The following is a 26,260-nucleotide window of genomic DNA, read 5'->3' on the forward strand; positions in this document are numbered from 1 at the left end:
ATCCAGAATATATCCGCGGAGGCAGTCTGGATTGCTTCGTCGCTTCGCTCCTCGCAACGACGAGCGCTAGCCAAACCGCCTTCTACGCCATTCGATCAGCTTGGCGCTGACCTCTTCCGGCTTCTCCTGCTGCGTCCAATGGCCGCTGTCGCGGACCAGATATTTTTCGAGATCGGGAATCAGCTTGTCCATGCCGTCGGCGGAAGACGGCGGCAACACCGCGTCGTTCTCGGCCATGATCATCAGCGACGGCACGCGCACCGTATGATCGAGCCCTTCGGCGCGCGTCCAGTTGCGCGACATGTTGCGGTACCAGTTGATGCCGCCGGTGAAGCCCGTTCTGGTGAAATTGTCGACGAACACCTTTTTCTCTTCCGGCGACAGGATCGGCGTGCGCGGATCGTGCTTCGCGTCGTAAGCCGCAATCATCTGCGGAAACGCCAGATTGACCCGCGGCGAGGCGCCCACGCCGGCAATCACTTCCTCTGCCGGCGCATCGGGCGGGCGTGGCGCCGGCTTGCGCATGAACGCATCGAATGTCTGCTCGACGCGATTGCCGAAGATCCGGTCGGGTTCGCGCGCCGGATCCTGGAACTGCACGATGTACATCTTGTCGCCGAAGCGAGCGCGCAGAAGCTCGATCGGATCGGCCCAGGCACGGTTGGTATGAGGCGTGTTGATGCCGACCACCCCCGCAACCCGGTCGATGTGCCGCAGCGGCATCTGCCAGACGATGAAGCCGCCCCAGTCGTGACCGACGAAGATGGCCTTGTCGATCTGGAGATGATCGAGGAGCCCAACGAGGTCGTCGGTCAGATGTTCGATGTCGTAGGCCTCGACCGGCTCGGGCCGGTCGGTCGCGCCATAGCCGCGCTGGTCCGGCGCGATCACCCGGATGCCGGCCTCGCTCAGCGCCTTGATCTGGTGACGCCAGGAGAAGGCGAGTTCCGGCCAACCGTGGCACAGCACCATCGGCGGCTTGTCGCTGACCGGGCCCGCCTCGTAGTAGCCCATGCGGATTCCGTTCGTCTGCACGAACTTGAGCGGTGGCATCTCAATCATCGCAATATTCCTACTCTGCGGCGCCCTTGACGTCGGCCGCCGGCGGCGCGTAGGCCGCCTCCAGCGCGGCGAACTCCTCCGGCAGCATGTCGCACATCACCTGCACGTGCGGAATGATGTTGGCGCCGACGATGAAGCCGAAGTCGAGCTGGTCGCGATAGCTCTGCACGGTGATGTTGAGCGCCTGCCCATGCGTCGAGATCGACACCGGGAAGATGTGCAACAGCTCCGCGCCGGCGGCATAGAGCGTCTGCCGCGGCCCCGGCACGTTGGACACCGTGATGTTGGCCGCCGGCGGCAGCACATCCGACAGGTTCGAGCGGCTGTAGAGCAGCGCCAAAACCTGCACCATCATCGGCGCACCCAGCATCGAGATGTTGGAAATCTGCGGCATCAGGGCCCGCAACGGATGCGACATCTCCTTGGACTTGGTCGACTGCGCGATGATCGCCTCCAGCCGCGCCTTGGGATCGTCGATATTGGTCGCGATCGAGCAGATCATGCCGAACACCTGGTTGTTGGCCTCGGTGTTGCCTTCCTCGCGCAGCGAGATCGGCACGGCGGCGGTCAGCGATTTCGCCGGCAACGTGCCATATTGCTGGAGGTAGCGCCGGACCACGCCGGAGGCGAGCGCCAGCACCACGTCGTTGAGCTTGCCGCCGGCCTGCTTGGCGAGCGCCTTCGAACGCGACAGCGAGATCGAGACGCCGGCAAAGCTGCGTTCCGAGGAAATCGTCTTGTTCAGCATGGTCGGCGGCGACACCATGCTGGCGAGGCTTTCCCGGGATTTCGGATCGGAGATCTTGCCGAGCACGTCGGAGACGCTCTTGACCATGGTCGGGATGTTGCCGGCGAAGCGCACCGCACTCTCGATCTGGTACATCGCATTGTCGAACAGGATCGAGCCGATGTCGCTCTTGCCCGTGCGCGGCAGTTGCAGGTTCTTCGCGGCGGCCGAGGCATCGAGCGGCTGGGTGAAGAGCTGCTGATAGGAATCGAGCAGGTTGGCGGCGATGTCGCGCGGCTCCTGTCCGGGCTTGCTGCCCGCCGTCGGCGGATCGACCTTCCGGGGGGTGGGCGAGATATCGTAGATCATGTTGGTCAGCGCCGCCCCGGCGCCGCCGTCGATGGCGGCGTGGTGCATCTTGGAATAGAGCCCGACCTCGTTGTCCTTCATGCCCTCGAACACGTAGAACTCCCAGAGCGGCCGGGCGCGGTTCAAGAGCTTGGCGTGCATCCAGCCGACGATGCGTTCGAGCGTGGCGCGGTCGCGCGGCTGCGGCAGGCTGGCGCGGAAGATGTGGCGGTCGATGTCGAACTGGTCGTCCTCGACCCAGGAGGGATGATCGATATCGAGCGGCGCCTTCTCCAGCCGCGCCTTCAGGATCGGCGCGATGTGCAAGCGCGAGACGATCATCGCCTTGAAGTCTTCGAAGAAGTCGCCCTTGTAGTCGTCAGGCAGGCGAAAGATCGCCATGCTGCCGACATGCATCGGCATCTCCGGCGTTTCCAGATAGAGAAATGATGCGTCCAGCGACGACAGCTTCTTACCGTCAGCCATAGTTCCCTCCGCTCGTTTTGACGGGCGCCTTTGCCGGCGCTTCTCGTCAGGCCGATACTGCCCGTTCCGGCGGGGCATATGCAATGGCAAACGGCCCTGCCCGGTCGAACGGCCAGAACTCCCCCTCCGGTTGGGCCAGGCGGTCCGCCACGGCCCACAGCGCCGCGGGGTTCACGCCGAGCCCGATATGGCTCGCCAGGTGCACCTCGATGTTCTCGGCGCGGTCGGAGGGACGCAACAAACAGGTTCGCCAGTTCACGATACCGTCGGCGCGCGAATAGATCGACGTCGCCGGCACCGGCAGATCGCCGGCGATCGCCTCGCGCAGTTCGGCGAAATCCTCGACACGCTCGCCGGTCAGCGCTTCGTACAGCCGCGTGGCGTTGGTCGCCCGCACGTCGTCGGCAAACGGGCTGCCGAGCGTGACGACGTAGCGGACCATCTCGGGCGCCTGGAGCGCGAGATCGCGGGCATAGACGCCGCCGAGACTCCAACCGACCAGGCTGACCTTGCGTCCGCTCGTGGCGTGGATTTCGGCAAGGCGCGCGCGCAGGGCTTCCCTCATCCGTTCCAGCCCACCGAGATTGCGCCCCATCCGCCAGGCATGCGCCTCATAGCCGAGCTCGCTGAGATAGCGCCGCATCGGTGCCATCGAGAGATCGCTGGCAAGAAAGCCCGGCAGTGCCAGCACCGGATGGCCGTCGCCCCTGGGCGCGCGCATCAGGAGCGGCGACAGCATTACGCTGGCGTTGAATTCGAAAAGTCCACGGGCTTCGGCCAGCAGCAGGCCGAGGCTCGGCGGACGAAGCCGGCCCGACCCCTGCGGCTCGTCCGGCCCGGGCGACATTTATTTCTTCTTGTCGCTGCTGCGCGGGCTGCCGAGACCGGCCATGGTGACGAACATGTCCTGAAACCGCTCGGCGATCTTGGGATCGAAGGTGAACCAGCTCTGGATCAGCGATTCCGGCGAGACCTTGTCGATGTTGGACATCATCTGCTGTTGCAACTTGTCCATCACGGCGGTCTGCATCGGCATCACGTCGGGTAGTCCGAAGAACTGGCGGGCTTCAAGGGGGGTGCAGTCAATTTCGATGTTAACTTTCATGTCCCCTCCAGATGAGATTCGAGCGGCCTGTCGCAGTATCGCCGCGAGACGGTGTGCAACGCAAGCGACCTGAGGCTGGCGGCCGGCCTTGCTTCCGCGATCGGCGGATATGGTCAATGAAATCGCGCCCGCCATGAGCCCGCTTCCTCGGCGCCCGGCGGGGCACGAGGGCCCCGCGGCCGGGGACTTCACCGATCGAAAGTCGAATATCGCCCGCGAACCCCTCGCCGCCAGATTGTCGGCCAGCATTGCTGCACAGCGGCGCAACTTGGCGCGTTCCTTGCTGGAATGGCGCTTGCACGGGTCGTGAACTCTGGGCAACATGGATTGGGACGCCCGCCGAACAATCAAAAATCACGGCGCGGCAGAGTGGAGAGGGTCAAGAATGTCAGTCGGTCGAACTCTGTTTGCGGCGACGCTCGCCGGTACGCTTGCGTTGGCGGTCTCGCCGGCGTCGAGCCAGACGCTACGTTATGCCAACCAGGGTGACCTGAAGTCGCTCGATCCCTATACGCTCAACGAGAGCACCACCCACGCCCATCTCGGTCACGTCTATCAAGGCCTCACCGCGCGCGACAAGGACCTCAAGATCATTCCGGCGCTGGCGGAAAGCTGGGAAACCCCGGAGCCGACCCGCTGGCGCTTCCATTTGCGCAAAGGCGTGAAATTCCACAACGGCGATCCCTTCACCGCCGACGACGTGCTGTTCTCGGCCGATCGCGTCCGCAAGAAGGGGTCCAACATGCAGACCCGCCTTGCTCCGGACGTCAAGGTGATCAAGGTCGACGACTACACCGTCGATTTCGTCCTGCCCTCGCCCAATCCCATCCTGCATAACGCGTGGGATGTCTGGTACATCATGGACAAGAAATGGGCCGAGGAGAACAACGTCGTCGACCCGACGCCGGTGGCGGCGACCACGCCGAGCTACGCCTCGCTCCACGAGAACGGCACCGGTCCCTTCGTCATCGAGAGCCACCAGCCCGGCGTGAAGACGGTGTTCAAGGCCAACCCCAATTACTGGGGCAAGGTCGAAGGTAACCTGAAGGAGATCATCTTCACCCCGATCGCCTCCGACGCCACCCGCGTCGCCGCGCTGCTGTCGGGCGAAGTCGACGTCATTGAGCCGGTGCCGATCCAGGACATCTCCCGCGTCGATTCGAGCCCGAACGCCCAGGTGCTGAAGGGGGCGGAGCTGCGCACCATCTTCATCGGCTTCGATCAAGTCCGCGACGAGTTGCTCTACTCCAGCATCAAGGGCAAGAACCCATTCAAGGACATCCGCGTCCGCGAGGCCTTCTACAAGGCGATCGACATCGAGCTGATCAAGACGCGCGTGATGCGCGGGCTGTCGACGCCGTCGGCGTTGATGATCGCTCCGGAATTGTTCCTGCTGTCCAAGGAGTTCACCCGGCCGAAATTCGACCCTGAAGGCGCCAAGAAGCTCCTGACCGAGGCCGGCTACCCCGACGGCTTCGAGGTCACCATGGATTGCCCGAACGATCGCTACGTCAACGACGCCGCGATCTGCCAGGCCGTCGTCGGCATGCTCGCCCGCATCGGCGTCAAGATCAATCTGCTGGCGCAGCCCAAGGCGCAATACTTCGCCAAGGTGTTGAAGCAAGGCGGCTACCAGACCTCGTTCTACATGCTGGGCTGGACGCCGAGCACGATGGATTCCCACAACGTGCTCTTTGACATCATGGGCTGCCGCGACGATGCCAAATCCTCGCGCGGCGAAGCCAATCTCGGCGGTTACTGCAACAAGGAGTTCGACGCCATCACCGACAAGGTGCTGGTCGAAACCGACACCGCCGAGCGCAACCAGCTGATCAAGCAGGCCTACGAAATCGGCAACAAGGACTGGTCCTACATCCCGCTGCACCAGCAGGCGCTGGCTTGGGGCGTATCAAAGAAGGTCAACCTGCCGCAGCGCGCCGACAATCTGGTCATGTTCCACTGGGCGACCAAGAAGGAATAGCGACAGTTGAACACGAGGTCCCGGCAGCGTCAGGCTTCCGGGACCTTTCCTTTTCCGGCTGACAAAGACGTCAGCCAAACGCACACCCAAGGATAGTGGAAGGCATGCTCGCTTTCACTCTTCGCCGCGCCCTTCAGGCCATCGGCGTCATGTTCGCCGTCGGCATCATCGCGTTCTCGATGTTCCGCTTCGCCGGCGACCCGGTCAACCAGATCGTCTCGATCGATACGTCGGCGGCCGAACGCGAAGCCGTGCGCAAATCGCTCGGCCTCGATGATCCCGTGCCGGTGCAGTTCGTCCGCTATTTCGGCAACGCCGCGCAGTTCAAATTCGGCGTCTCCTATCAGTTCCGCCAGCCGGTCTCTACGCTGTTGATGGAGCGCATGCCCGCGACGCTGGAACTGGCGATCTGCGCGACCGTATTCGCAATGGTGTTCGGCATCCTGATGGGCGTCTATTCGGCGCTCAAACGCGACACCGTGCTCGCCAAATTATTCCAGGCGGTTTCGCTGATCGGCATCTCGTTGCCGACTTTCCTGATCGGCATTCTCCTGATCTATCTGTTCGCGGTGACATTGGGCTGGTTGCCCTCGTTCGGTCGCGGCGAGGTGGTCAAGCTCGGCTGGTGGACGACGGGGCTGCTCACGCTGTCGGGCCTGAAGGCGCTGATCATGCCCTCGATCACGCTCGGCCTGTTCCAGATGACCCTGATCATGCGGCTGGTGCGCGCCGAAATGCTGGAAGTGCTTCGAACCGACTATATTCGCTTCGCTCGCGCCCGCGGGCTGACCACCCGTGCCATCCATTTCGGCCACGCGCTGAAGAACACGCTCATTCCCGTCATCACGGTGGCCGGACTGCAGTTTGGCTCGGTTATTGCATTTTCGATCATCACCGAAACCGTATTCCAATGGCCCGGCATGGGACTTCTGTTCGTGCAGGCCGTGCAAAACGTCGATATCCCGATTATGGCCGCCTACCTGCTGATGGTCTCTCTGATTTTCGTCACCATCAATCTGGTGGTCGACATCCTCTACACCGTGGTCGATCCGCGCCTGCGCTCGACCATCGGCCGCGCCGCATGAGGCAGCCTTCATGTCCGACGTAGTCGCCTCAAATTCCGACAAGCCGAGCACGCTGCCGACGCATGCCGCCCGGAGCTGGCTCAGCCGCGCGCTCGACAGCGACATCTTCTATTCGTTCCGCCGCTCCAAGCTGACCATGGTGGCGGCGGCCATTACCGTGCTGTTCTTCCTGCTCGCGATCTTTGCATCCGCGCTCGCGGTGCAGAACCCGTTCGATCCGGCGCAGCTGCAATTGATGAACTCGCGGATCTCACCGCTCTGGACCGCCGACGGCCAGAGCCCGTTCCTGCTCGGCACCGACGAGCAGGGCCGCGACGTGTTCTCCGCCATCCTGTATGGCTTGCGCATCTCGCTCGCCGTCGGTGTCGCCGGCGTGGTCTTCGCCGGCGCGCTCGGAATCGCGCTCGGCCTGACCGCCGGCTATTTCGGGGGCGCGGTCGACGGCGTGATCATGCGGATCGCCGACGTGCAGCTCACTTTCCCCGCCATTCTGATCGCGCTGCTGGTCAACGGCATCGCGAAATCGATCCTCGGCAACCGGCTGGATGCCAACAGCATGCTGGTGGTGCTGGTCATCTCGATCGGGCTTAGTTTCTGGGTCGGATATGCCCGGACCGTGCGCGGTTCCGTGATGGTCGAGAAGAACAAGGACTACGTGGCCGCAGCGCAGCTGATCGGCCTGCCCGCACCAAAAATCATGCTGCGGCACGTGCTGCCCAACACGATGGGACCGATCCTGGTCATTGCCACCATCAACCTCGCGCTTGCCATCATCACCGAGGCGACCCTGTCCTTCCTCGGTGTCGGCCTGCCCGACACCATGCCGTCGCTCGGGACGCTGATCCGCATCGGCAACAACTATCTGTTCGCGGGCGAATGGTGGATCGTCGCCTTCCCCGGGCTTGCGCTCGCCGCGCTGATCCTGTCGATCAACCTGCTCGGCGACTGGCTGCGCGACGCGCTCAACCCGAAACTTCGATGAGCAAGACTCGATGAGCAAAGCTTCGATGAAATCGCCTCGCCCATGACCGAACCCGTTCTCTCCGTGCGCAATCTTCAGGTCGAGTTCGCCTCCCGCCGCGGCACGCTGCGCGCGATCGACGGCGTCTCCTTCGACATCGCCAAGGGCGAGGTGCTCGGCGTGGTCGGCGAATCCGGCGCCGGCAAGTCCGTCACCGGCCTGGCGGTGATCGGCCTGATCGATCCGCCCGGCCGCATCGCCGGCGGTGAGATTCGTCTCGCCGGCCAGCGCATCGACAATTTGCCCGCCGAGCAGATACGCCGCATCCGGGGAAAACGGATCGGCATGATCTTCCAGGATCCCCTCACCTCGCTCAATCCGCTGTACCGCGTCGGCGACCAGATCATCGAGACGATCAAAACCCACCTGAACCTGTCCGAGGCGGCCGCCCGCCGCCGCGCCATCGACCTGCTCGCCGAGGTCGGTATTCCCGCGCCGGAAAAGCGCATCGACGGCTATCCCCACGAATTCTCCGGCGGCATGCGCCAGCGCGTTGTGATTGCGCTGGCGATCTGCGCCGAGCCCGAACTGATCATCGCGGACGAGCCGACCACCGCGCTCGATGTCTCCGTGCAGGCGCAGATCATCTCCCTGATCAAGCGGCTCGGGCGCGATCACGGCACCGCCGTGATGCTGGTGACCCACGACATGGGCGTGATCGCGGAGACCTCCGACCGCGTCGCGGTGATGTATGCCGGCCGCGTCGCCGAGATCGGCCCGGTACAGGACGTCGTCAGGAATCCGCTGCACCCTTACGCCAAGGGCCTGATGGGCGCGATTCCGACGCTTGCCGGGGACGACAAGCGCCTGGTGCAGATCCCCGGCTCCATGCCGCGCCTATCGGCGATCCCGCGTGGCTGCTCGTTCAATCCGCGCTGCGCCTTCGCCTTCGATCGCTGCCGGGTTGAACGGCCGGAGCCACTATCGCGCGGCACACAATCCGTTGCCTGCCATCTCTACGACACCGTGCCTGCGGAGAGCGCGGCATGAGCACGCCTTTCGTCCAGGCCACAAATCTGCGCCGCGTCTTCGACGTCTCAAAACCCTGGCTCAACCGCGTGCTCGAAGGCGGGCATCTCGAATATCTCAAGGCTGTCGATCACGTTAGCTTCGACATCAGGAAGGGCGAGACCTTTGCTCTGGTCGGCGAGTCCGGCTCGGGCAAGACCACGGTGGCGCGAATGGTGGTCGGCCTGCTGCCGCCGAGTTCCGGCAACGTGCTGATCGACGGCATCTCGATGACCGATCCACGGCAGGCGCAGGCGCGGCGAAAACTGCGCCGCCGCATCCAGATGATCTTCCAGGACCCCTATGCGAGCCTGAACCCGCGCTTCCGGGTCGATGCCATCATCTCCGAGCCGATCCGCGCTTTCGACCTGATCCAGGGCGAGCGCGATATCCAGGCGCGCGTCGGCGAATTGCTCAGCCTTGTCGGGCTGCATCCCGACGACCGGTTGAAATTTCCACACGAATTCTCCGGCGGCCAGCGCCAGCGCATCGCGATCGCGCGAGCGCTCGCCTCCGATGCGGAGTTCATCGTCTGCGACGAGCCGACCTCGGCGCTCGATGTCTCCGTGCAGGCGCAGATCCTGAACCTGATGCGCGACCTCCAGGACAAGTTCGGCCTGACCTACATGTTCATCAGCCACAACCTCGCCGTGGTCCGCCACATGGCGAGCCGCGTCGGCGTGATGTATCTCGGCCGCATCGTCGAGATCGCGGAGGGACGCGAGCTGTTCGCCAGACCGCGCATGCCCTACACCAAGATGCTGCTGGGCGCCGTGCCCGATCTCGCAATGTCGGGCCGCCAGCGTATTCCGGTGAAGGGCGAGATCCCGAATCCGATCAATCCGCCGCCCGGCTGCGCCTTCAATCCGCGCTGCCCGCTGGCGTTCGATCTCTGCCGCAAGGAAGCCCCGGAACTGATCGCCGGCGTCGCCTGCCATGCGGTGAACACCGCGCCGGTCCCGGCGTGACGCGCGCGTGCCATGCGGTCCACGCATTGGCGGCACGGCATCGCCTGTGATCAATTGCGCGCGCGACAAATAAGGTAGCGAAATCCCATGGCCAGCAACGTCAATCCCGATCCCTTCACGACGCGCCCCGAGATCGAGGGCACATTCGGGGTCGTCGCCACCACACACTGGATCGCGACCGCGGTCGGCATGGCCATCCTGGAAAAGGGCGGCAATGCCTTCGACGCCGGCGTCGCCACAGCGTTCACGCTCCAGGTCGTCGAGCCGCATTTGAACGGCCCGGGCGGAGACGTGCCCATCATCGTGCATGACGTCAAACGCGCACGCACCGAGGTGATCTGCGGCCAGGGCCCGGCGCCGGCGCGCGCCACCATCGCCCACTACAAGAGCGAAGGCCTCGACATGGTGCCCGGCACCGGCCTGCTCGCGGCCTGCGTCCCCGGCACGTTCGAATCCTGGATGATGCTGCTGCGCGACCACGGCACGATGCGCGTGCGCGACGTGCTGGAGCCAGCCATCTCCTACGCGCGCGACGGCTATCCGCTGGTCGAGCGCGCCTGCGCCACGATCCAGACCGTCGAGCAACTGTTCCGCAAGCATTGGCCGACCTCGGCCGCGGTCTATCTGCCCAATGGCGAAGTGCCGAGGCCCGGCACGCTCTTCACCAACAAGACGCTGGCTGCGACCTACGCCCGCATTCTCAGCGAAGCCGAGAGCGGCGGCGGTGACCGCGACGCCGAGATCGAGCGCGCGCGAAAGGCCTGGTCGCAAGGTTTCGTTGCGGAAGCCATCGACAAGTTCTGCCGCACCCAGGAGGTGATGGATGTCAGCGGCTCGCCGCATCGCGGCGTGCTCTCGGCCGACGACATGGCGCGTTGGCAGCCGACGATCGAGGCACCGCTCACCTACGACTACGGGCGCTACACGGTCTGCAAAGCCGGCGTCTGGAGCCAGGGTCCGGTGACGCTCCAGCAGCTCGCGCTGCTCAAGGGCTTTGCGCTCGACGGGCTCGATCCGACCGGGCCGGAATTCATCCACCTCCAGATCGAATGCGCCAAGCTGGCCTTCGCCGACCGCGAAAAATTCTACGGCGATCCCAAGTTCAGCGAGATCCCGATCGCGACGCTGCTGTCGGATGCCTATAACGACGAACGCCGCAAACTGATCTCAGAGAAGGCATCGCTCGACTTCCTCCCCGGTTCGGTCGAAGGTTTTGGCGGCGTGGTCAAGCTGCGCCGCGCCGAGGGGCAGCGCGAGGCGGTCGGCGCGCTTGGCGCGGGCGAGCCGACAGTCGGGCGTTTCGGCGAAGTGCGCGGCGACACCGTGCATTTCGACATCATCGACAAGGCCGGCAACATGGTGTCCTCGACGCCATCGGGCGGCTGGCTGCAATCCTCACCGATTATTCCGGAGCTCGGCTTCTGCCTCGGCAGCCGCGCGCAGATGTTCTGGCTGGAGGAAGACCATCCCGCAGCGCTTGCGCCGGGCAAGCGGCCGCGCACGACGCTGTCGCCGACCATGGCGCTACGCGACGGCGAGCCGTATCTGGCCTGGGGCTCGCCCGGCGGCGACCAGCAGGATCAGTGGATCACGCAGTTCTTCCTACGGCACGTCCATTGCAACCTCAATCTCCAGGAAGCGATCGATGCGCCGGCCTGGCACTCCGAGCATTTCCCGATCTCGTTCTGGCCGCGCACCGCGCGCCCCGGCGTGCTCGTGGTCGAGAACCGCGTGCCGAAGGCGACGATCGAGAACCTTCGCGAGCGCGGACACATTGTCGAGGTCGGCCCCGACTGGTCGGAAGGTCGCCTCACCGCGGCCTCGCGCGTCGGGGTGCGCCGCCGCGCCGCCGCCAACCCGCGCGGCATGCAGGGCTACGCCGCAGGGCGCTGAAGGCAGCACATGACCTGGTCGATCATCGCGCGAGACCCTGCCACCGGCCAGTTTGGCATCGCGGTAGCGACCCGCTTCTTCGCTGTCGGCGCGCGCGTGCCCTACATCGCGGCCGGTCTCGGCGCCATCGCGACCCAGGCCTTCGTCAATCCCTATTATGGCATCGACGGCGTCAAGCTGCTGCGCGAGGGCCTGAACGCGCATGACGTTCTCGCCACCCAGCTCGCGACCGACGACGGCCGCGAGAGCCGCCAGATCCACATCATGGACGCCAGCGGCGCGATCGCCGCGCATACCGGGCGCGACTGCGTCGACTGGTGCGGACACATCGCCGGCAGCGGCTTCTCCATTGCCGGCAACATGCTGGCCGGCGCCGACGTGCTCGACGAGACCGCGAAGACCTATATCGCCAATGACAGCCTGCCCTTCCCGCGCCGCCTGCTCGCCGCCATGCGCGCGGGCGAGGCCGCCGGCGGCGACAAGCGCGGCAAGCAATCCGCTGCGCTCCTGATCCACGGCGAGGAGGAATGGCCGGCGCTGGACATTCGCGCCGACGATCATCCCGATCCGCTGGGCGAACTCGAACGGCTGGAGCGCGTCAGTCAGGAACTCTGGGTGCATTTCCGCTCTTCCATGCCGACGCGGCAGAACCCGGCAGGCAACACCGATCGCAGCGTCATCGACGCCAGCATTGCTGCGAGCCGAGCAAGGCAATCATGAGCGCAAGTCCTCTCATCGAGATCAAGGATCTGCGCATCCGCTTCCACGGCGACGACGGCCGCGTGACCCACGCCGTCGACAGCGTCGATCTCAGCGTCGCCAATGGCGCGACGCTCGGCCTCGTCGGCGAATCCGGTTGCGGCAAGAGCGTGACGTCGCTGGCGATCATGGGTTTGCTGCCGAAGCAAAGCGCGGAGATCTCGGGCGCAATCCGCTTCGACGGCTTCGACCTGCTGAAGACTCCTGACCAGACGCTGCGCGATCTCCGCGGCAACCGGCTCGCGATGATTTTTCAGGAGCCGATGACGTCGCTCAACCCGAGCTTCACCATCGGCGACCAGATCATCGAGACCATTCTGCGCCACCGCGGCGGCTCACGGCGCAGCGCGCGCGAGCGGGCCATCGAGCTCTTGCGCCGCGTCCACATCCCCTCGCCGGAGCGGCGGATCGACGAATATCCGCACAAGCTCTCCGGCGGCATGCGCCAGCGCGTGATGATCGCGATGGCGCTGGCCTGCGACCCGCGGCTGCTGATCGCGGACGAGCCGACCACCGCGCTCGACGTCACCCTGCAGGCGCAGATCTTGGAGCTGATGCGCGAACTGAAGGCGGCGAGCGGCGCCGCCATCATCCTGATCACCCACGATCTCGGTGTTGTCGCCGAAGTCTGCGACGAGGTCGCGGTGATGTATGCCGGCGAGATCGTCGAGCGCGCGCCGGTCGACGAGCTGTTCGCGATGCCGCAGCATCCCTACACCGTCGGCCTGCTGGGCTCGATCCCGCGGCTCGACCACCGCGCCGAGCAGCTGGCCACGATCGAAGGCATGGTGCCGAACATGGCGCAGCCACCCGCCGGCTGCCGTTTCGCCGCGCGCTGCCCCTTCGTGCTGGACGCCTGCACGGAGGTGCCGCCACCGCTGGTCGAGGTCAGCCCCGGCCACCTCTCGCGCTGCATCCGCGCACCGCTCGAACTTCTGGTGTCGTGATGGCGCTTCTCGAGGTCGAAGGCCTGGTCAAGCATTTTGTCGCCGGGCGCTCGCTGTTCGGCCGGGCACTGGGGCATGTCAAAGCGGTCGATGGCGTCAGCTTCTCTCTCGACGCCGGCAAGACGCTGGCCCTGGTCGGCGAATCCGGTTGCGGCAAATCCACCGTCAGTCGCCTGGTGCTGCGGCTGATCGAGCCGGATGCAGGCACGGTGCGTTTCGCCGGCCGTGACCTGCTCTCGCTGGACGCCGCGGCGCTCCGCGCCTTCCGCCGCGAAGCACAGATCATTTTCCAGGACCCCTACGCCTCGCTCAATCCGCGCATGACGGTCGGCCAGATTCTCACCGAGCCGCTGGCGCTGCACGATCTGGTACCGCCGGCGCAACGGCGCGAGCGCGTCGCGGAAATCTTGCGGCTGGTCGGCCTCGAGCCACGGCTCGAGCGGCGTTATCCGCACGAATTCTCCGGCGGCCAACGCCAGCGCATCGCCATTGCCCGCGCGCTCGCGGTCGAACCAAAACTGATCATCTGCGATGAGCCGGTCTCGGCGCTGGACGTCTCGATCCGCTCGCAGATCCTGAACCTGCTGCGCGAGCTTCAGGACCGGCTTGGGCTGGCCTATATCTTCGTCTCGCATGACCTCGCCGTGGTCAAGCACATCGCCGACCATGTCGCCGTGATGAATCTCGGCCAGATCGTCGAGACTGCCGAGGCGGACGCCCTGTTCGCGGCACCCCGCCATCCCTACAGCCGTGCGCTGCTGTCCGCGATCCCCATGCCTAAACCGCGGGCAAAGCGCAGCCGAATTGTGCTGCAGGGAGAGATCCCCAGCGCACTCAGCCCGCCGCCGGGTTGCCGCTTCCACACCCGCTGCCCCTACGTGATCGACCGCTGCCGCAGTGAAATGCCGCAGCTCGTGCCGGATGGCATCGGACATGCAACGGCCTGTCACCGAACGTCGGAACTGCCGTCCTCCGCGGCGATCGTCCCGTCCGACGGCGGCTTCTCGCCGGTCCTTGAAAAATTGGTCGCCGCCTTCAGCGGGGGCCCGGAAGCAGTCCGCGGCAGCGGGGTTAGTTCATTGGGAACGGACCCGGCATAGCCGCAAAACAGAGGTTGAGAGCGATGAGTTTCATGCGTTTGACAATCCTGGCGTCGGCTGTGCTGACGTCGCTCGCGGGCGCAGCCCAGGCTCAGACCACGCTTCGCATCGGCATCGCCGAAGACCCCGATATCCTCGATCCCAGCATCGGCCGCACCTATGTCGGCCGCATCGTCTTCTCCGCCTTCTGCGACAAGCTGTTCGACATCGACGAGAAGCTCAACATCGTGCCGCAGCTCGCGCTGTCCTACGAGACTTCGGCCGACGGCAAGGAGATGACGATCAAGCTCCGGCCGAACGTCAAATTCCATGACGGCGAACCGCTGGACGCCGAAGCCGCAAAGTTCTCGATCGAGCGTCACATGACGCTGCCGACCTCGTTCCGGAAGTCGGAGCTTGCCAGCGTCGACCATGTCGAGGTGGTCGATCCCCTGACCATCAAGCTGGTGCTCAAGACCCCTTACTCGCCGCTGATCGCCCAGCTCACCGACCGCTCCGGCATGATGGTCTCGCCGAAGGCCGCGAAGGAGGCGGGCGACAAGTTCGGCCTGCATCCGGTCTGCGCCGGCCCCTACAAATTCGTCGAGCGCGTCCAACAGGACCGCATGGTGTTCGAGAAGTTTGCCGACTACTGGAACAAGGACAACATCCATATCGACCGCGTCGTGTTCCTGCCGATTGTCGACGCGACGGTGCGCCTTGCCAACCTCAAGTCCGGCGGGCTCGATTTGATCGAGCGCGTGCTGGCCACCGACATCAAGGATGTGCGCGCCGATCCCAAGCTGGTGCTGTCGACGGCGCCCGAGCTCGGTTATCAGGGCCTGACGATCAATATCGGCAACGACAAGACCAAGGGGCCACTCAGCCAATCCGCGAAGGTACGCCAGGCACTCAGCCTGTCGATCGATCGCGAGGCCATCAACCAGGTCGTATTCAACGGCGAGTTCACGCCGGGCAATCAATGGGTCAGCCCGACGCATCCATACTATCAGAAGGCTTTCCCCATTCCGGGTCGCGACATCGCCAAGGCCAAGGCGCTGTTGAAGGAAGCCGGTGTCAGCCTGCCCGTCACCGTCGACTACATGGTACCAAAGGGCACCGAGTACGAGGCCGTCGCCCAGGTCGTGCAGTCCATGGCCGCCGAAGCAGGCTTCGACATCAAGGTCCGCGTCGTTGAATTCGCGACCACCTTCAAGCAGGCGCAGGCCGGCGAGTTCCAGGTGTTCCAGATCAACTGGAGCGGACGCATCGACCCGGACGGCAATTCCTACATCTTCATGCGCAGCAAGGCGCCGCAGAACGACGGCGTGTATTCGAACCCCGAAGCCGACAAGCTGATGGAAGACGGACGGGCGACGTCCAATGTCGAGGAGCGCAAGGCGATCTACGGGAAGCTGACCAAGATCCTGCTCGACGACCTGCCGATCATCTACATCTATCATCGTACGCTCCTGATCGCGCATACGAAGAAGCTCGAGGGCTACCGGCAGATGCCTGATGGCCTCGTGCGCGTGGTCGGGCTGAAGTTCAAGTGATCGCGGCATCACTCGGGAAACGCGTGGAGCCATGCTGAACTTCCTCGCCCGCCGCATCGCGCAGATCGTGCCGACACTGTTCTTCGTGTCGGTGCTGATCTTCTCGCTCCAGCAATTGCTGCCGGGCGATCCCGCGCTGGTGATGGCCGGCGAGGAGCGCGATCCCGCAGCGATCGAGCAGATCCGGCAGCAGTACAAGCTCGATCAGTCGATCCCCGTGCAATATGTCTACTGGCTCAAGGGAGTCCTCACCGGTAATTTCGGCGAGTCGCTGCGCAACAAGATGCCGGTGCGCGAGTTGATCGCCCAGAAACTGCCGGTGACGCTCCAGCTCGGCTCAATGGCGATCCTGATCGCGTTCCTCATCGGCATTCCCGCCGGCATCATCTCCGCGGTGAAGAAGGGCACGGTTTGGGACTATGGCGCCAATCTGTTCGCGCTATGGGGCATCTCGACGCCGAATTTCTGGCTCGGAATCCTCATGATCTTCCTGTTCTCGATTCACCTGGGCTGGCTGCCGGCCTCAGGCTATGTGCCGCTCACGGAGGACTGGCGCGCGAGCCTGGCCGCCACCATCATGCCGGCCTTCGTGCTCGGCAACGCAATTTCAGCGGTCCTGATGCGGCACACACGCAGCGCCATGCTCCAGGTTCTGGAGAGCGACTATGTCCGCACCGCGCGCGCGAAAGGTCTCTCCGAGCGCTCGGTGATCCTCAAGCACGCGATGCGCAACGCGCTGACGCCGATCATCACCCTCGGCGCGCTCGAGCTCGGCACGCTGTTGTCGGGCGCGGTGCTGACCGAGCAGATCTTTTCCATTCCCGGCTTCGGCAAGCTGATCGTGGACGCCGTCTTCAACCGTGACTATGCGGTGGTGCAGGGCGTGGTGCTGGTGACGGCCACAGTCTACATCACGCTCAATCTCGTCGCCGACGTCGCCTATGTCCTCGTCAATCCGCGGCTGCGAGGTTAGACGATGACCGACGCCGCACTGCCAGCCAGTCCCGCCACCCAGGCCTACGAGCTGGACAGCCCGGCCCGCCGTGCGCGGCGGCGCCTGTTCAAGCGCAAGGCCGCGGTCTTCGGGCTTGTCGTGATCACAGCCTTCATCCTGCTTGCGGCCCTTGCGCCGCTGGTCGTGCCCTATGATCCCATTGCAACGAGCTGGAGCCTGGTGCGCAAGCCGCCCACCGCCGCCCACTGGTTCGGCACCGACGATCTCGGCCGCGACATCCTCAGCCGCGTCATCTACGGCGCGCGGGCCTCCCTGATGGCGGGTCTGATCTCGGTCGCGATCGCGCTCGGGATCGGTGTCCCTCTTGGTCTCCTCGCCGGCTATCGCGGCGGATTTGTTGACGCGCTGATCAGCCGGATCACCGATGCGATGTTGGCCTGCCCGTTCCTGATCCTGGCGATCGCGCTGGCCGCCTTCCTCGGTCCCAGCCTCGGCAACGCCATGATCGCGATCGGCATCTCGGCAACGCCGATCTTCATCCGCCTGACGCGCGGGCAGGTGCTGAGCGTCAAGGCCGAAGACTATGTCGAGGCGGCGCGCGCGCTCGGCAATCCGCCGTGGCGGATCGCGTTCTCGCACATCCTGCCGAACATCCTTCCCGCGCTATTGGTGCAGGCGACGCTGTCGATCGCCGCCGCCATCATCGCCGAAGCCGCGCTGTCGTTCCTCGGCCTCGGCCAGCAGCCGCCGGCACCGTCCTGGGGCAGCATGCTCAACGCGGCGCAGCGCTTCCTGACCCAGGCGCCGTGGATGGCGATCTGGCCGGGCCTTGCGATCTTCCTCGTGGTGCTGTCGCTGAACCTGCTCGGCGACGGCCTGCGCGACGCGCTCGACCCGCGCCAGCGCTAGCAGTCCCTCAGGTGAGGAGCGCGTTCTTACGCGCGTCTCGAACCATGAAGGCCCGACTGTCACCTGGAGCCATCGTTCGAGACGCGGCCTGACGGCCGCTCCTCAGGATGAGGACCTCAAATCACGGTCTCGCGCATCACGCGACGGCAATCCATCTCGTATTCGAGGTCGACCACCGGCGGACGGGCGAAATGCCAGGTCAGGCCGGAGCGCAGCGCGCCGTGGCGGACCAGCTCGTCGACCAGCGCGTGGTGGAAATCGTGCACGGAATAGGCCTGCACGCCGGTGGTGTCCTTCCAGCCGAAGCCGAAGGCCGTCATCCGGTTCTCCATCTGCGACGTCGTGGTGAACCGCACCTTCTCGCGAAGACCCTCCGGGCTGAGGTCGCGGTAGCGCACCGTGCGCTCGACATAGGTGCCGCCGCCCTCGCGCGCCTCGGCGCCACCGGCGATCACGAAGCTTGGTGCCTTCGAGGTTGTCGGACGCGTGAAGGAGAAAGCATAGAACGACGGCTCGGACGGCGGATCGATCTCCGGACAGACATTGCTGCGCGCCACCGGATTGGTGGTGCCGTCGAAGATGCCCCATTCGGACAGCGTCTTCACATAATGCAGGTTGAATGCGCGAAAGCCTTCCTCGCTGAAGGCCGCCGGTGAGCGCAACTCGCAGGCACAGAACGCCGTCAGCGGACGCCCTGCTTCCTGGATATACTTCGCCGCGAGCGCAAATCCCTCGGCCAGCGGCACCAGGCGATCGAACCGAACCCGCTCAATCTCGTATCCGTCGTCAGCGGCGGCACCCGCCGAATACTGGAACACGGACGGAATGAACCGATAGTTGCCGGCGGAGAAATCACCAATCATGTCGAACTCCTAATCCAGTTTCATGCGGATGCCCTTGGCACCGTTGAGCAAGCGCTTCAGGTGAAAGCCGGCCAGGGAATCGTCGGCGTGCATCCCGACCAGCGCGGCAAAGGCCGGCATGGCCGCGACGTCGCCGGCTTCCATCTTGGCAAAAGCCTCGGAATATTGCGCCGTCCTTGGCGCTTCGAATTTATCCTGCGGCAACGGTTCGAACGCACGCAGCGGTTCGCTGCGTCCGCGCAGCATCAGATCACCCACGGGACGGCCTTGAAAATGCTCGGCAGCCTTGGCGACGCTGGCACTGGCGCAGATGCGTGTTCCCAGATGCTTGTTGGCGGCCTCCAGTCGCGCCGCGATGTTGATGGTGTCTCCATAGGCGGTGTAGTCGAAGAAGCGGTTGCCTCCGAAATTGCCGACCAGTGCCGGCCCGGCGTGAATGCCGATGCGGGTGGTGCCGAAATTCACGCCCACGGCCCTCTGGCGCGCGCAGAAATCCTGTGCCCAGGCATCGAGGTCATGGGCGCAGGCGACCGCACGCGTCGCATAGTCCGGCTGATCGCCGGGCGCATTGAAGAGCACCTGGATCGCATCGCCGATGATTTTTGCGACCGTCCCCTCATGCGCGAAGATGGTTTCGGTCATCCCGCCGACATATTCGTTGAGGAGCGCGCCGAGCGTCTCGGGCGGCGCGCTCTCGACCAGGGAGGTGAACCCGGTGATATCGGTGAAGATGGTGGCGACATCGCGCCACTGCACCTCGATCCCCTCACCCTCGCCGCCCGCCACCAGACGCTTGGCGAGCTCGGGCGAGAAATGGCGCGACAGCGCGGCATGGGCCCGCTCCGCCTCCATCTGACGGCGCCGCACCTCGCGCAGCATCTCGATATGGCGAATGGTCTTCTCGATCGTGGCTTCCAGGTCGGCGAAGTCGATCGGTTTGGTGAGGAAGTCGAACGCGCCGCGGTTCATGGCGGTGCGGATGTTGCTCATGTCGCCATAGGCCGAGACGATGATAGTCGACTTCTTGTCCTCGGCCTCCTGGAGCTTCGCCAGCAGCGACAGCCCATCCATGCGCGGCATGTTGATGTCGGAGACCACCATGTCGACATGCGGGTTCTGCTCGAGGGACTCCAGCGCCTCGACGCCGTCGCGTGCAAACATGATGTCGACGAGCCCGTCGCGGATCTGCCTGCGAAACTTCTGCAGGATCAGCGCCTCGAGGTCTGGCTCGTCATCGACGAAGAGGATGGTCGAAGTCATGCGGCTTGCTCGAGCCTCGTGTCGATCTCCTGCCGCAGCAGCGCAAAATCGATCGGCTTGGTGAGGAGCCCGATGGCGCCACGCTCGATCGCCTTCCGGCGCGTCTCGGCGTCACCATAGGCCGTGATCATGATGACGGGAACGTCCGGATGCTCGGCGCGCACCTTGGGCAGCATGTCGAGCCCGCTCATGCCGGGCATGTTGATGTCGGACAGGATCAGGATCAACGAGGGGTCGCGCACCTCGGAGGCGAGCCTGAGCGCATCGGACGCGGACGGCGCGAATTCCATCTGGAAGCGTCCGGCGCGCAGGTCACGCCGGAACTGCTGCCGGAACAGCGCCTCGACGTCGGGCTCGTCATCGACGACCAGGATGTAAACGTTCAATTCTTGCCTCCGGGAGTATCGTCCGCCGCCATCTGGCGCGGCAGCGTGATGATGAATTCGGTGAATACACCGGGCTCGGTGTTCACGTCGATCGTGCCGCCGTGCTGCTTCACGACGATGTCATGGCTCATGGACAGGCCGAGCCCGGTGCCCTCGCCGGCCGGCTTGGTGGTGAAAAACGGATTGAACAATTTCGCCTTCACCTCGGGCGGAATCCCTGTGCCGTTGTCGCGGATCCGGATCTCGACCTTGTCGCCGAGGTTTTTGGTGGCCGCGTTCAAGGTGGGCTCGAAGCCGTCCGTCGCGCTCTCCTTGCGCTTGGCCGCAGCATAGAAGCCGTTCGAGATCAAATTGAGCAAGACGCGCGCGATCTCCTGCGGATAGACATCGACCGTCCCGGCCCCGGGATCGAACTCGCGCTCAAGCGTGACGTTGAAGGCGGGCCGTTCCGCGCGCGCACCGTGATAGGCGAGATTGAGGCTTTCCTCGACGACGGCATTGATATCGCTGGGGCGATGCTCGCCGGAACCCGCGCGCGAATGCAGCAGCATGTTCCTGACGATGGAATCGGCGCGCTTGCCGTGCTGCACCACCTTTTCCAGATTGCTCCTGAGCATGCCGGTCAGCTCGTCGACCTCCTCCTTCGTCTTGCCGTCGAGCGAAGCCGATTGCAGGGCCTGATTGAGTTCATCGATCAGCTCGGTCGAGACCGAGGAGAAATTGTTGACGAAATTGAGCGGGTTCTTGATCTCGTGGGCGATCCCCGCCGTGAGCTGGCCGAGGGAGGCGAGCTTCTCGGTCTGGATCAGGCGATCCTGCGCGGTACGCAGATTGTCGAGCGACTGCGACAGCTCCGTGGTACGCTCACGAAGCTGCTTGAGCAGTCGAGCGTTCTCGATCGCAATCACAGCCTGTTTGGTGAAATTCTCAACCAGTGCGATCTGCTTGTCGGCGAACGGACGGACCTCCTTGCGATAGACCGCGATCGTGCCAATCAGCTCGTTCTCCTTCAGCATCGGCACGATGACGATCGTACGGGCGCCGGCGACGTCTGAGATCGCGCGAACGGCAGGCCCACCAGCAAGATAGGCAGGTGTGTTTCGCACATCGTGAACGTGGACGACCTCACGTGTCCTGACGACCTCGGCGAGCGCGCTGTTCGGACGAGGTCGGATTTCCACATCTTTTCGCGAAGCAGCGAACGCAGCCGGCACATTGTAATCCGCCGCAATCGTGAAGCTTTCACCGTCCCAGAGATTCATGACGCCGAAACTTGCGCCACAGACCCGCGTCGCATTTTCGAGCATTTTGTAGAACACGGGAGCGAGTTCGCCCGGAGAGGAACTGATGACCTCCAGCACCTCAGAAGTCGCCGTCTGTTGCTCGAGCGTTTCGGACAATTCAGCCGTCCGCCGCTCGACCTTGTTTTCCAAATCCGCATAGGATTCCTGCAACCGCGCGCCCATGTCGTTGAACTGGTCGGCGAGTCCTTCGAGCTCGTCGCCGGTCTTGATCGAGATGCGCTGCGAGAAATCGCCGCCGCCGATCCGCTCGGCGCCGCTGCGCAGGGCCTGGATCGGTCCGACCATGCGGCGTGCGAGAAAAATCCCGGCGAGCACCGCGAAGATCGACGCTGCGAGCAACACGATCGCCAGCCGCTGCAGCGAAGCATAGAGCGCCGCATAGGCCTCCTCGACCGGCAGCTCGACGAGCATGGTCCAATGCAGCGGCTCGATCGGGGCCGATGTGGTCAGCACCTTCTGCCCCTGGATATTGCGCGCTTCGGGGAGCGCGTCGGACAGGGTGCCGCCTCCAGCCTGCGCGGCGCGCACCTGGGTGAGGCCCGACATGTCGGTGTTGCGCAGCACCAGGCTGATGTCGGGATGCGCGATCAGGCGTCCCTCCGGGCCGACCACATAGGCGTGCCCGTGTTCGCCGACCTTGATCTGGGACACGACGTCCCAGATCAGCTTGAGATTGACCTCCGCGATGCTGACGCCGGCATCCTTGCGCGCGCCGGCCAGCGCGAGCGTCATGTAGGGCTCGGACTCCCTGCGGAAATAGACCGGGCCGTAATAGACCTTGTGCGCGACCGCCTCGGTGAACTTCGGGTCGGCCGACAGGTCGATCCCGCTGTCGGTCGCGTCCATGGCCAGCCGCGAGACCCGCAAGCGCTCCTTGCCGGTCGCATCCACCTGGGCGAGCTCTGTGACCGCGGGCACCTGGCGCAGCAGCCGTTGTGCGTCGAACCGGCGCTGCTCGATCGAGCCCGCCGACCAGGGCAGCTGCGTGGTCCAGCCTAGCTGGCTCTCGATCTCCTTGACGAACTGGCCGATCTTGGCCGCGGCCGCCTCCGCCTGCTCATGCTGGACCCGGATCAGCGCGGCCTTGTGCTCGCGATAATAGAAGAAGACCTCGAACAGCCCGTTGGCCAGCAGCGCAATGGCGACGACGGCCACGAAGAGCGCGACATATTTGGTGAAAAGCCGGGTCCTGATCCCGCGCCCCGCCGCCTCGCCGGGCACGACGCCAGCCGCGGCCGCGCTCGGCGCCGTCCTGGCTTGCGGGGTGTCGGGGTGGAGGGAGATGCTCATCCCGGCGAATCTAGCAAGAAGGCCGGAACTTGTCTCTCGCCAACGCGGAAAGGGCTCCCCCTAAGCCTGACGGCGTCCGCAGGCTGCGGGGCAAATGAAAAGGGCGGCAACGGATGCCGCTGCCGCCCTTCTGGTTCGCTGACCTGCGGCTCAGGTCGGTCGCAGCGCCTTGGAATTGAGGTCGAGATCGTTGACCTCCTTGTTCCGCTCGGAATCGGCCGCCGCGCGGTGGTCGGTTGCCAGCACGACGTAGACCGCGGGCAGCACGAACAGCGTGAACAGCGTACCGATCGACATGCCGGCGACCACAACGAGGCCGATCGAGAAGCGGCTGGCCGCGCCCGCGCCGGACGCAGTCAGGAGCGGGATCAGGCCGGTCACCATCGCGGCCGTGGTCATCAGGATCGGCCGCAGACGAATACGGGCCGACATCTCGATGGCCGAGCGGCGGTCGAGCCGCTCGTTGACCTGGAGCTCGTTGGCGAACTCCACCATCAGGATGCCGTGCTTGGTGATCAGCCCGACCAGCGTCAGCAGACCGACCTGGGTGTAGATGTTCATGGTCGCCATGCCAAAGAACAGCGGGATCAGCGCACCCACGATCGCCATCGGCACCGAGATCATGATCACGAACGGGTCACGCAGGCTCTCGAACTGCGCCGCCAGCACCAGGAAGATGATGATCAACGCAAAACCGAAGGTGATCGCAAGCTGGTTGCCCTCCTGCACGTATTGCCTGGAGTCCGCGAGATAATCGTGGCTGAAGCCGGCCGGCAGCTTCTTGGCCTCGCCTTCGAGGAAGTCGACCGCCGATCCGACCGTCACGCCGGGCATCGGCACAGCCGAGAACGTCGCCGAATTGAGCTGATTGTAATGCGTCAGCGAATTCGGATCAGTCTTGGTCCTGACCGAGACCACGGTCGACAGCGGGAGCTGCTGGCCCGTGTTGGTCGTCACATAATAGCCGCCGAGCGATTCCGGCGAGAGCCGGCTGCTGCGCGGCACCTGTGGGATCACCTGGTAGGACCGGCCCTCCAGATTGAAGCGGTTGATGTAGTTGCCACCGAGCAGCACCGCGAGCGTAGAGCCGAGGTTCTGCATGTTAACGCCGAGATCCTGCGCCTTGGTGCGGTCGATCGTGACCTCCACGTTCGGCTGGTTGTAGGCGAGGTCGCTGTCGGAGACGATGAACATGCCGCTCTTGCGCGCGGCGTCCTTCAGCTTCTCCATCTGCTCATAGACCGTCTGGAAGCCCGCGGTGGAATTGATCACCATCTGAACCGGCAGACCGCCGGGGCCACCCGGCAACGGCGGCAGGTTGAACGCGAAAGCCTGCACGCCCTCGATCTTGGAAAGCTCGGCCTGCACCAGCGGCTTCAACTGGATCGACGAGCGCTTGCGCTCGTCCCACGACTTCAGCAGCATGCCGGCGATGCCGCCCTGCGGGCCGTTGATGCCGTTCAGCACGAAGCGCAGATCGGTTTCGGGGAACTTCTGGAATTTCTCGTCGAGCTTCTCGCCGTAGAAATCGACATAGTCGATGTTGGCGTATTTCGGCGCCTTGGTCACCGCGAACACGATGCCCTGGTCCTCCTCAGGCGCCAGCTCCTTCGAGGTGTGCATGTAGAGGAAGCCGACCAGCCCGAGGATCGTCACCGCGAACAGACCGGTGATCGCCTTGTAATCGAGCGAGCGGTCGAGCCTGCGCCCATACCAGCGCGTCAAAGCGCCGAACACCTTGTTGACCAGCTTGGCGAAGCGGCCCTCTTCGGTATTCTTGAGCAGAATAGAGCACATCATCGGCGACAGCGTCAGCGCGATCACACCTGACACGATCACCGAGCCCGCGAGCGTGAAGGCGAATTCGCGGAACAGCGAACCGGTCAGGCCGCCGAGGAAGCCGATCGGCGCGTACACCGCCGCGAGCGTGATGGTCATGGAGATGACCGGCCCAACGATTTCGCGCGCGCCTTCCAGCGCCGACTGAACCGGCGTCTTCCCCTCCTCCAGATGGCGATGGATGTTCTCCACCACGACAATGGCGTCGTCGACCACGAGGCCGATCGCGAGCACCATCGCGAGCAGGGTCAGAAGGTTGAAGCTGAAACCCAACGCCAGCATCAAGGTGCAGACGCCGATCATCGACAGCGGAATGGTGACGACGGGAATGATGACCGAACGGAGCGAGGCCAGGAACAGGAAGATGACCACGATCACGATGATCACGGCTTCACCCAGCGTCTTCTCCACCTCGTCGATCGAAGATTGGATGAACTTGGTCGAGTCGTAGGCGACCTTCATCTTCATCGACGGCGGAAGATTGCGCTCGAGTTCGGGGAACAGCGCGCGCACGCCCTTGACCAGCGTCAGCGGGTTGCCCTGCGGCGTCGCGTTCACGCCAATGAAGATCGCATGCTCGCCATTGAAGGCGACGCTGGCATCCGTGCTTTGGGCGGCGAGTTCGACTGTGGCGATGTCCTCCATCCGCACAAAGCCGCCGTCCTTCGCCTTGACGATCATCTTCCTGAACTGGTTGACGTCAGTCAGGCTGGTGTTCGTCGAGATGTTGGAAACGATCAGATAGCCCTTGGTCTGCCCCGCTGCGGACTGGAAGTTGTTGGCGGCGATCGCGGCGGCGACATCGGCCGGCGACACGTTGCGGCCGGCCATCTTCATGGGATCGAGCCACAGCCGCATCGCAAAGGTCTGGCCGCCCAGAATGTCGGCCGAGGCCACGCCGTCGACCGTCGACAGCACCGGCTGCACCACACGCGTCAGATAGTCTGATATCGCCGAGCCCGACAGCTCCTCGGAGGAGAAGCCGAGATACATCACGGCCGTGGTCTGGCCGGTGGTCTTGGTGACGATCGGGTCGTTGGATTCCTTTGGAATCAGGTACTTGACCGAGTTGGTCTTGGCGAGCACCTCGGTGAGCGCCTGGTTCGGATCGAAGTTCAGCTTGATGTAGACCTGGATCGTCGAGGTGCCGAGCACCGAGGACGAGGTCATGTAGTCGACGCCTTCGGCCGAGGCGACCGCCTGCTCGATCGGCGTCGTGATGAAGCCCTGGATCAGGTCTGCGGACGCGCCGGGATAGACGGTCGTGATGTTGATGACCGTGTTCGACAGCTTCGGATATTGCCGGATCGGCAGCACCATCGCCGCGCGCAGGCCGATCAGCAGGATCAGCAGACTGACGACGACCGACAGGACCGGTCGCTTGATGAAAATATCGGTAAAGCGCATCGCGGCGATCTCGATTTCTTTG

The 26,260-nt window shown here is 64.4% G+C and carries 21 protein-coding genes; 12 read left to right on the top strand and 9 right to left on the bottom strand.

All coding sequences use genetic code 11. The features are described from left to right. Positions 1–66 precede the first annotated feature (66 nt). Genes AB7Z56_RS32520 through AB7Z56_RS32535 form a run of 4 tightly spaced genes read right to left on the bottom strand, consistent with a single transcriptional unit; the run spans position 67 to position 3,728 of the window. Positions 67–1,062: an alpha/beta fold hydrolase gene (locus AB7Z56_RS32520; RefSeq protein ID WP_063984742.1), complete on the bottom strand. Its 996-nt coding sequence runs from the start codon at positions 1,060–1,062 to the stop codon at positions 67–69. A 10-nt stretch (positions 1,063–1,072) separates the two neighbouring features. Continuing rightward, complete coding sequence (locus AB7Z56_RS32525) at positions 1,073–2,623, bottom strand: WS/DGAT/MGAT family O-acyltransferase (protein WP_028157105.1); 1,551 nt, start codon at positions 2,621–2,623, stop codon at positions 1,073–1,075. Positions 2,624–2,669: 46 nt separating this feature from the next. After that, a complete protein-coding gene (locus AB7Z56_RS32530; RefSeq protein ID WP_063984743.1) occupies positions 2,670–3,470 on the bottom strand; it encodes an esterase/lipase family protein in 801 nt (266 codons plus the stop codon). Beyond that, positions 3,471–3,728: a DUF6489 family protein gene (locus tag AB7Z56_RS32535; protein ID WP_063984744.1), complete on the bottom strand. Its 258-nt coding sequence runs from the start codon at positions 3,726–3,728 to the stop codon at positions 3,471–3,473. 385 nt (positions 3,729–4,113) lie between these two features. On the opposite strand from AB7Z56_RS32535, the gene AB7Z56_RS32540 reads away from it, so the two are divergent. The 12 genes from AB7Z56_RS32540 (at position 4,114) to AB7Z56_RS32595 (ending at position 17,889) form a co-directional block, all read left to right on the top strand. Further along, positions 4,114–5,709, top strand: coding sequence for an ABC transporter substrate-binding protein (locus AB7Z56_RS32540; protein ID WP_063984745.1), 1,596 nt, complete (start codon positions 4,114–4,116; stop codon positions 5,707–5,709). A 104-nt stretch (positions 5,710–5,813) separates the two neighbouring features. Further along, entirely contained in the window at positions 5,814–6,794 is a 981-nt protein-coding gene (locus AB7Z56_RS32545; RefSeq protein WP_063984746.1) for an ABC transporter permease, read from the top strand. Between the two features lie 10 nt (positions 6,795–6,804). Beyond that, positions 6,805–7,776, top strand: a complete 972-nt coding sequence (locus AB7Z56_RS32550; RefSeq protein ID WP_063984747.1) for an ABC transporter permease — start codon at positions 6,805–6,807, stop codon at positions 7,774–7,776. A gap of 42 nt (positions 7,777–7,818) precedes the next feature. Continuing rightward, the gene (locus tag AB7Z56_RS32555; RefSeq protein ID WP_063984748.1) at positions 7,819–8,805 is read left to right on the top strand and encodes an ABC transporter ATP-binding protein; all 987 of its coding nucleotides are present in this window, start codon (positions 7,819–7,821) and stop codon (positions 8,803–8,805) included. Then, positions 8,802–9,791, top strand: coding sequence for an ABC transporter ATP-binding protein (locus AB7Z56_RS32560; RefSeq protein ID WP_085404388.1), 990 nt, complete (start codon positions 8,802–8,804; stop codon positions 9,789–9,791). The genes AB7Z56_RS32555 and AB7Z56_RS32560 overlap by 4 nt, the downstream gene beginning before the upstream one ends. Before the next feature lie 87 nt (positions 9,792–9,878). Continuing rightward, entirely contained in the window at positions 9,879–11,684 is a 1,806-nt protein-coding gene (locus AB7Z56_RS32565; protein ID WP_441256729.1) for a gamma-glutamyltransferase family protein, read from the top strand. A gap of 9 nt (positions 11,685–11,693) precedes the next feature. Next, positions 11,694–12,404 (top strand): DUF1028 domain-containing protein, encoded by a 711-nt coding sequence (locus AB7Z56_RS32570; protein ID WP_063984751.1) that lies wholly within the window; start codon positions 11,694–11,696, stop codon positions 12,402–12,404. Continuing rightward, positions 12,401–13,390, top strand: a complete 990-nt coding sequence (locus tag AB7Z56_RS32575) for an ABC transporter ATP-binding protein (protein ID WP_063984752.1) — start codon at positions 12,401–12,403, stop codon at positions 13,388–13,390. The genes AB7Z56_RS32570 and AB7Z56_RS32575 overlap by 4 nt, the downstream gene beginning before the upstream one ends. After that, a complete protein-coding gene (locus tag AB7Z56_RS32580; RefSeq protein ID WP_063984753.1) occupies positions 13,390–14,490 on the top strand; it encodes an ABC transporter ATP-binding protein in 1,101 nt (366 codons plus the stop codon). The genes AB7Z56_RS32575 and AB7Z56_RS32580 overlap by 1 nt, the downstream gene beginning before the upstream one ends. A gap of 23 nt (positions 14,491–14,513) precedes the next feature. Next, complete coding sequence (locus AB7Z56_RS32585; protein WP_063984754.1) at positions 14,514–16,025, top strand: ABC transporter substrate-binding protein; 1,512 nt, start codon at positions 14,514–14,516, stop codon at positions 16,023–16,025. A gap of 31 nt (positions 16,026–16,056) precedes the next feature. Next, positions 16,057–16,998: an ABC transporter permease gene (locus AB7Z56_RS32590; protein ID WP_231144406.1), complete on the top strand. Its 942-nt coding sequence runs from the start codon at positions 16,057–16,059 to the stop codon at positions 16,996–16,998. Positions 16,999–17,001: 3 nt separating this feature from the next. Further along, entirely contained in the window at positions 17,002–17,889 is an 888-nt protein-coding gene (locus tag AB7Z56_RS32595) for an ABC transporter permease (RefSeq protein WP_039151440.1), read from the top strand. Positions 17,890–18,005: 116 nt separating this feature from the next. On the opposite strand, the gene cnbZ is transcribed toward AB7Z56_RS32595, so the two are convergent. The 5 genes from cnbZ to AB7Z56_RS32620 all read right to left on the bottom strand — a co-directional run bounded on the left by cnbZ (position 18,006) and on the right by AB7Z56_RS32620 (position 26,238). Beyond that, positions 18,006–18,752 carry a 2-amino-5-chloromuconate deaminase CnbZ gene (gene cnbZ / locus AB7Z56_RS32600; protein WP_063984756.1) on the bottom strand — a complete coding sequence of 249 codons (747 nt, stop codon included), beginning with the start codon at positions 18,750–18,752 and terminating at the stop codon, positions 18,006–18,008. Positions 18,753–18,761: 9 nt separating this feature from the next. After that, the gene (locus AB7Z56_RS32605; RefSeq protein ID WP_063984757.1) at positions 18,762–20,012 is read right to left on the bottom strand and encodes an adenylate/guanylate cyclase domain-containing protein; all 1,251 of its coding nucleotides are present in this window, start codon (positions 20,010–20,012) and stop codon (positions 18,762–18,764) included. Beyond that, complete coding sequence (locus AB7Z56_RS32610) at positions 20,009–20,398, bottom strand: response regulator (protein WP_014496960.1); 390 nt, start codon at positions 20,396–20,398, stop codon at positions 20,009–20,011. Before AB7Z56_RS32610 ends, AB7Z56_RS32605 begins: the two co-directional genes overlap by 4 nt. Further along, positions 20,395–22,992: an ATP-binding protein gene (locus tag AB7Z56_RS32615; RefSeq protein ID WP_441256730.1), complete on the bottom strand. Its 2,598-nt coding sequence runs from the start codon at positions 22,990–22,992 to the stop codon at positions 20,395–20,397. Before AB7Z56_RS32615 ends, AB7Z56_RS32610 begins: the two co-directional genes overlap by 4 nt. A gap of 150 nt (positions 22,993–23,142) precedes the next feature. After that, complete coding sequence (locus AB7Z56_RS32620; protein ID WP_071915899.1) at positions 23,143–26,238, bottom strand: MexW/MexI family multidrug efflux RND transporter permease subunit; 3,096 nt, start codon at positions 26,236–26,238, stop codon at positions 23,143–23,145. Positions 26,239–26,260 lie beyond the last annotated feature (22 nt).

This window comes from Bradyrhizobium sp. 482_C4_N1_8 (assembly GCF_052075965.1).
Lineage (GTDB): Bacteria > Pseudomonadota > Alphaproteobacteria > Rhizobiales > Xanthobacteraceae > Bradyrhizobium > Bradyrhizobium barranii.

Bases quoted from the DNA above. Each gene is read 5' to 3' on its own strand.
- AB7Z56_RS32530 (WP_063984743.1), bottom strand. From the start codon at position 3,470: ATGTCGCCCGGGCCGGACGAGCCGCAGGGGTCGGGCCGGCTTCGTCCG.
- AB7Z56_RS32540 (WP_063984745.1), top strand. From the start codon at position 4,114: ATGTCAGTCGGTCGAACTCTGTTTGCGGCGACGCTCGCCGGTACGCTT.
- AB7Z56_RS32560 (WP_085404388.1), top strand. From the start codon at position 8,802: ATGAGCACGCCTTTCGTCCAGGCCACAAATCTGCGCCGCGTCTTCGAC.
- AB7Z56_RS32595 (WP_039151440.1), top strand. From the start codon at position 17,002: ATGACCGACGCCGCACTGCCAGCCAGTCCCGCCACCCAGGCCTACGAG.
- AB7Z56_RS32580 (WP_063984753.1), top strand. From the start codon at position 13,390: ATGGCGCTTCTCGAGGTCGAAGGCCTGGTCAAGCATTTTGTCGCCGGG.
- AB7Z56_RS32545 (WP_063984746.1), top strand. From the start codon at position 5,814: ATGCTCGCTTTCACTCTTCGCCGCGCCCTTCAGGCCATCGGCGTCATG.
- AB7Z56_RS32605 (WP_063984757.1), bottom strand. From the start codon at position 20,012: ATGACTTCGACCATCCTCTTCGTCGATGACGAGCCAGACCTCGAGGCG.
- AB7Z56_RS32585 (WP_063984754.1), top strand. From the start codon at position 14,514: ATGAGTTTCATGCGTTTGACAATCCTGGCGTCGGCTGTGCTGACGTCG.
- AB7Z56_RS32525 (WP_028157105.1), bottom strand. From the start codon at position 2,623: ATGGCTGACGGTAAGAAGCTGTCGTCGCTGGACGCATCATTTCTCTAT.
- AB7Z56_RS32615 (WP_441256730.1), bottom strand. From the start codon at position 22,992: ATGAGCATCTCCCTCCACCCCGACACCCCGCAAGCCAGGACGGCGCCG.
- AB7Z56_RS32550 (WP_063984747.1), top strand. From the start codon at position 6,805: ATGTCCGACGTAGTCGCCTCAAATTCCGACAAGCCGAGCACGCTGCCG.
- AB7Z56_RS32570 (WP_063984751.1), top strand. From the start codon at position 11,694: ATGACCTGGTCGATCATCGCGCGAGACCCTGCCACCGGCCAGTTTGGC.
- AB7Z56_RS32575 (WP_063984752.1), top strand. From the start codon at position 12,401: ATGAGCGCAAGTCCTCTCATCGAGATCAAGGATCTGCGCATCCGCTTC.
- AB7Z56_RS32520 (WP_063984742.1), bottom strand. From the start codon at position 1,062: ATGATTGAGATGCCACCGCTCAAGTTCGTGCAGACGAACGGAATCCGC.
- AB7Z56_RS32555 (WP_063984748.1), top strand. From the start codon at position 7,819: ATGACCGAACCCGTTCTCTCCGTGCGCAATCTTCAGGTCGAGTTCGCC.
- cnbZ (WP_063984756.1), bottom strand. From the start codon at position 18,752: ATGATTGGTGATTTCTCCGCCGGCAACTATCGGTTCATTCCGTCCGTG.
- AB7Z56_RS32535 (WP_063984744.1), bottom strand. From the start codon at position 3,728: ATGAAAGTTAACATCGAAATTGACTGCACCCCCCTTGAAGCCCGCCAG.
- AB7Z56_RS32620 (WP_071915899.1), bottom strand. From the start codon at position 26,238: ATGCGCTTTACCGATATTTTCATCAAGCGACCGGTCCTGTCGGTCGTC.
- AB7Z56_RS32590 (WP_231144406.1), top strand. From the start codon at position 16,057: ATGCTGAACTTCCTCGCCCGCCGCATCGCGCAGATCGTGCCGACACTG.
- AB7Z56_RS32565 (WP_441256729.1), top strand. From the start codon at position 9,879: ATGGCCAGCAACGTCAATCCCGATCCCTTCACGACGCGCCCCGAGATC.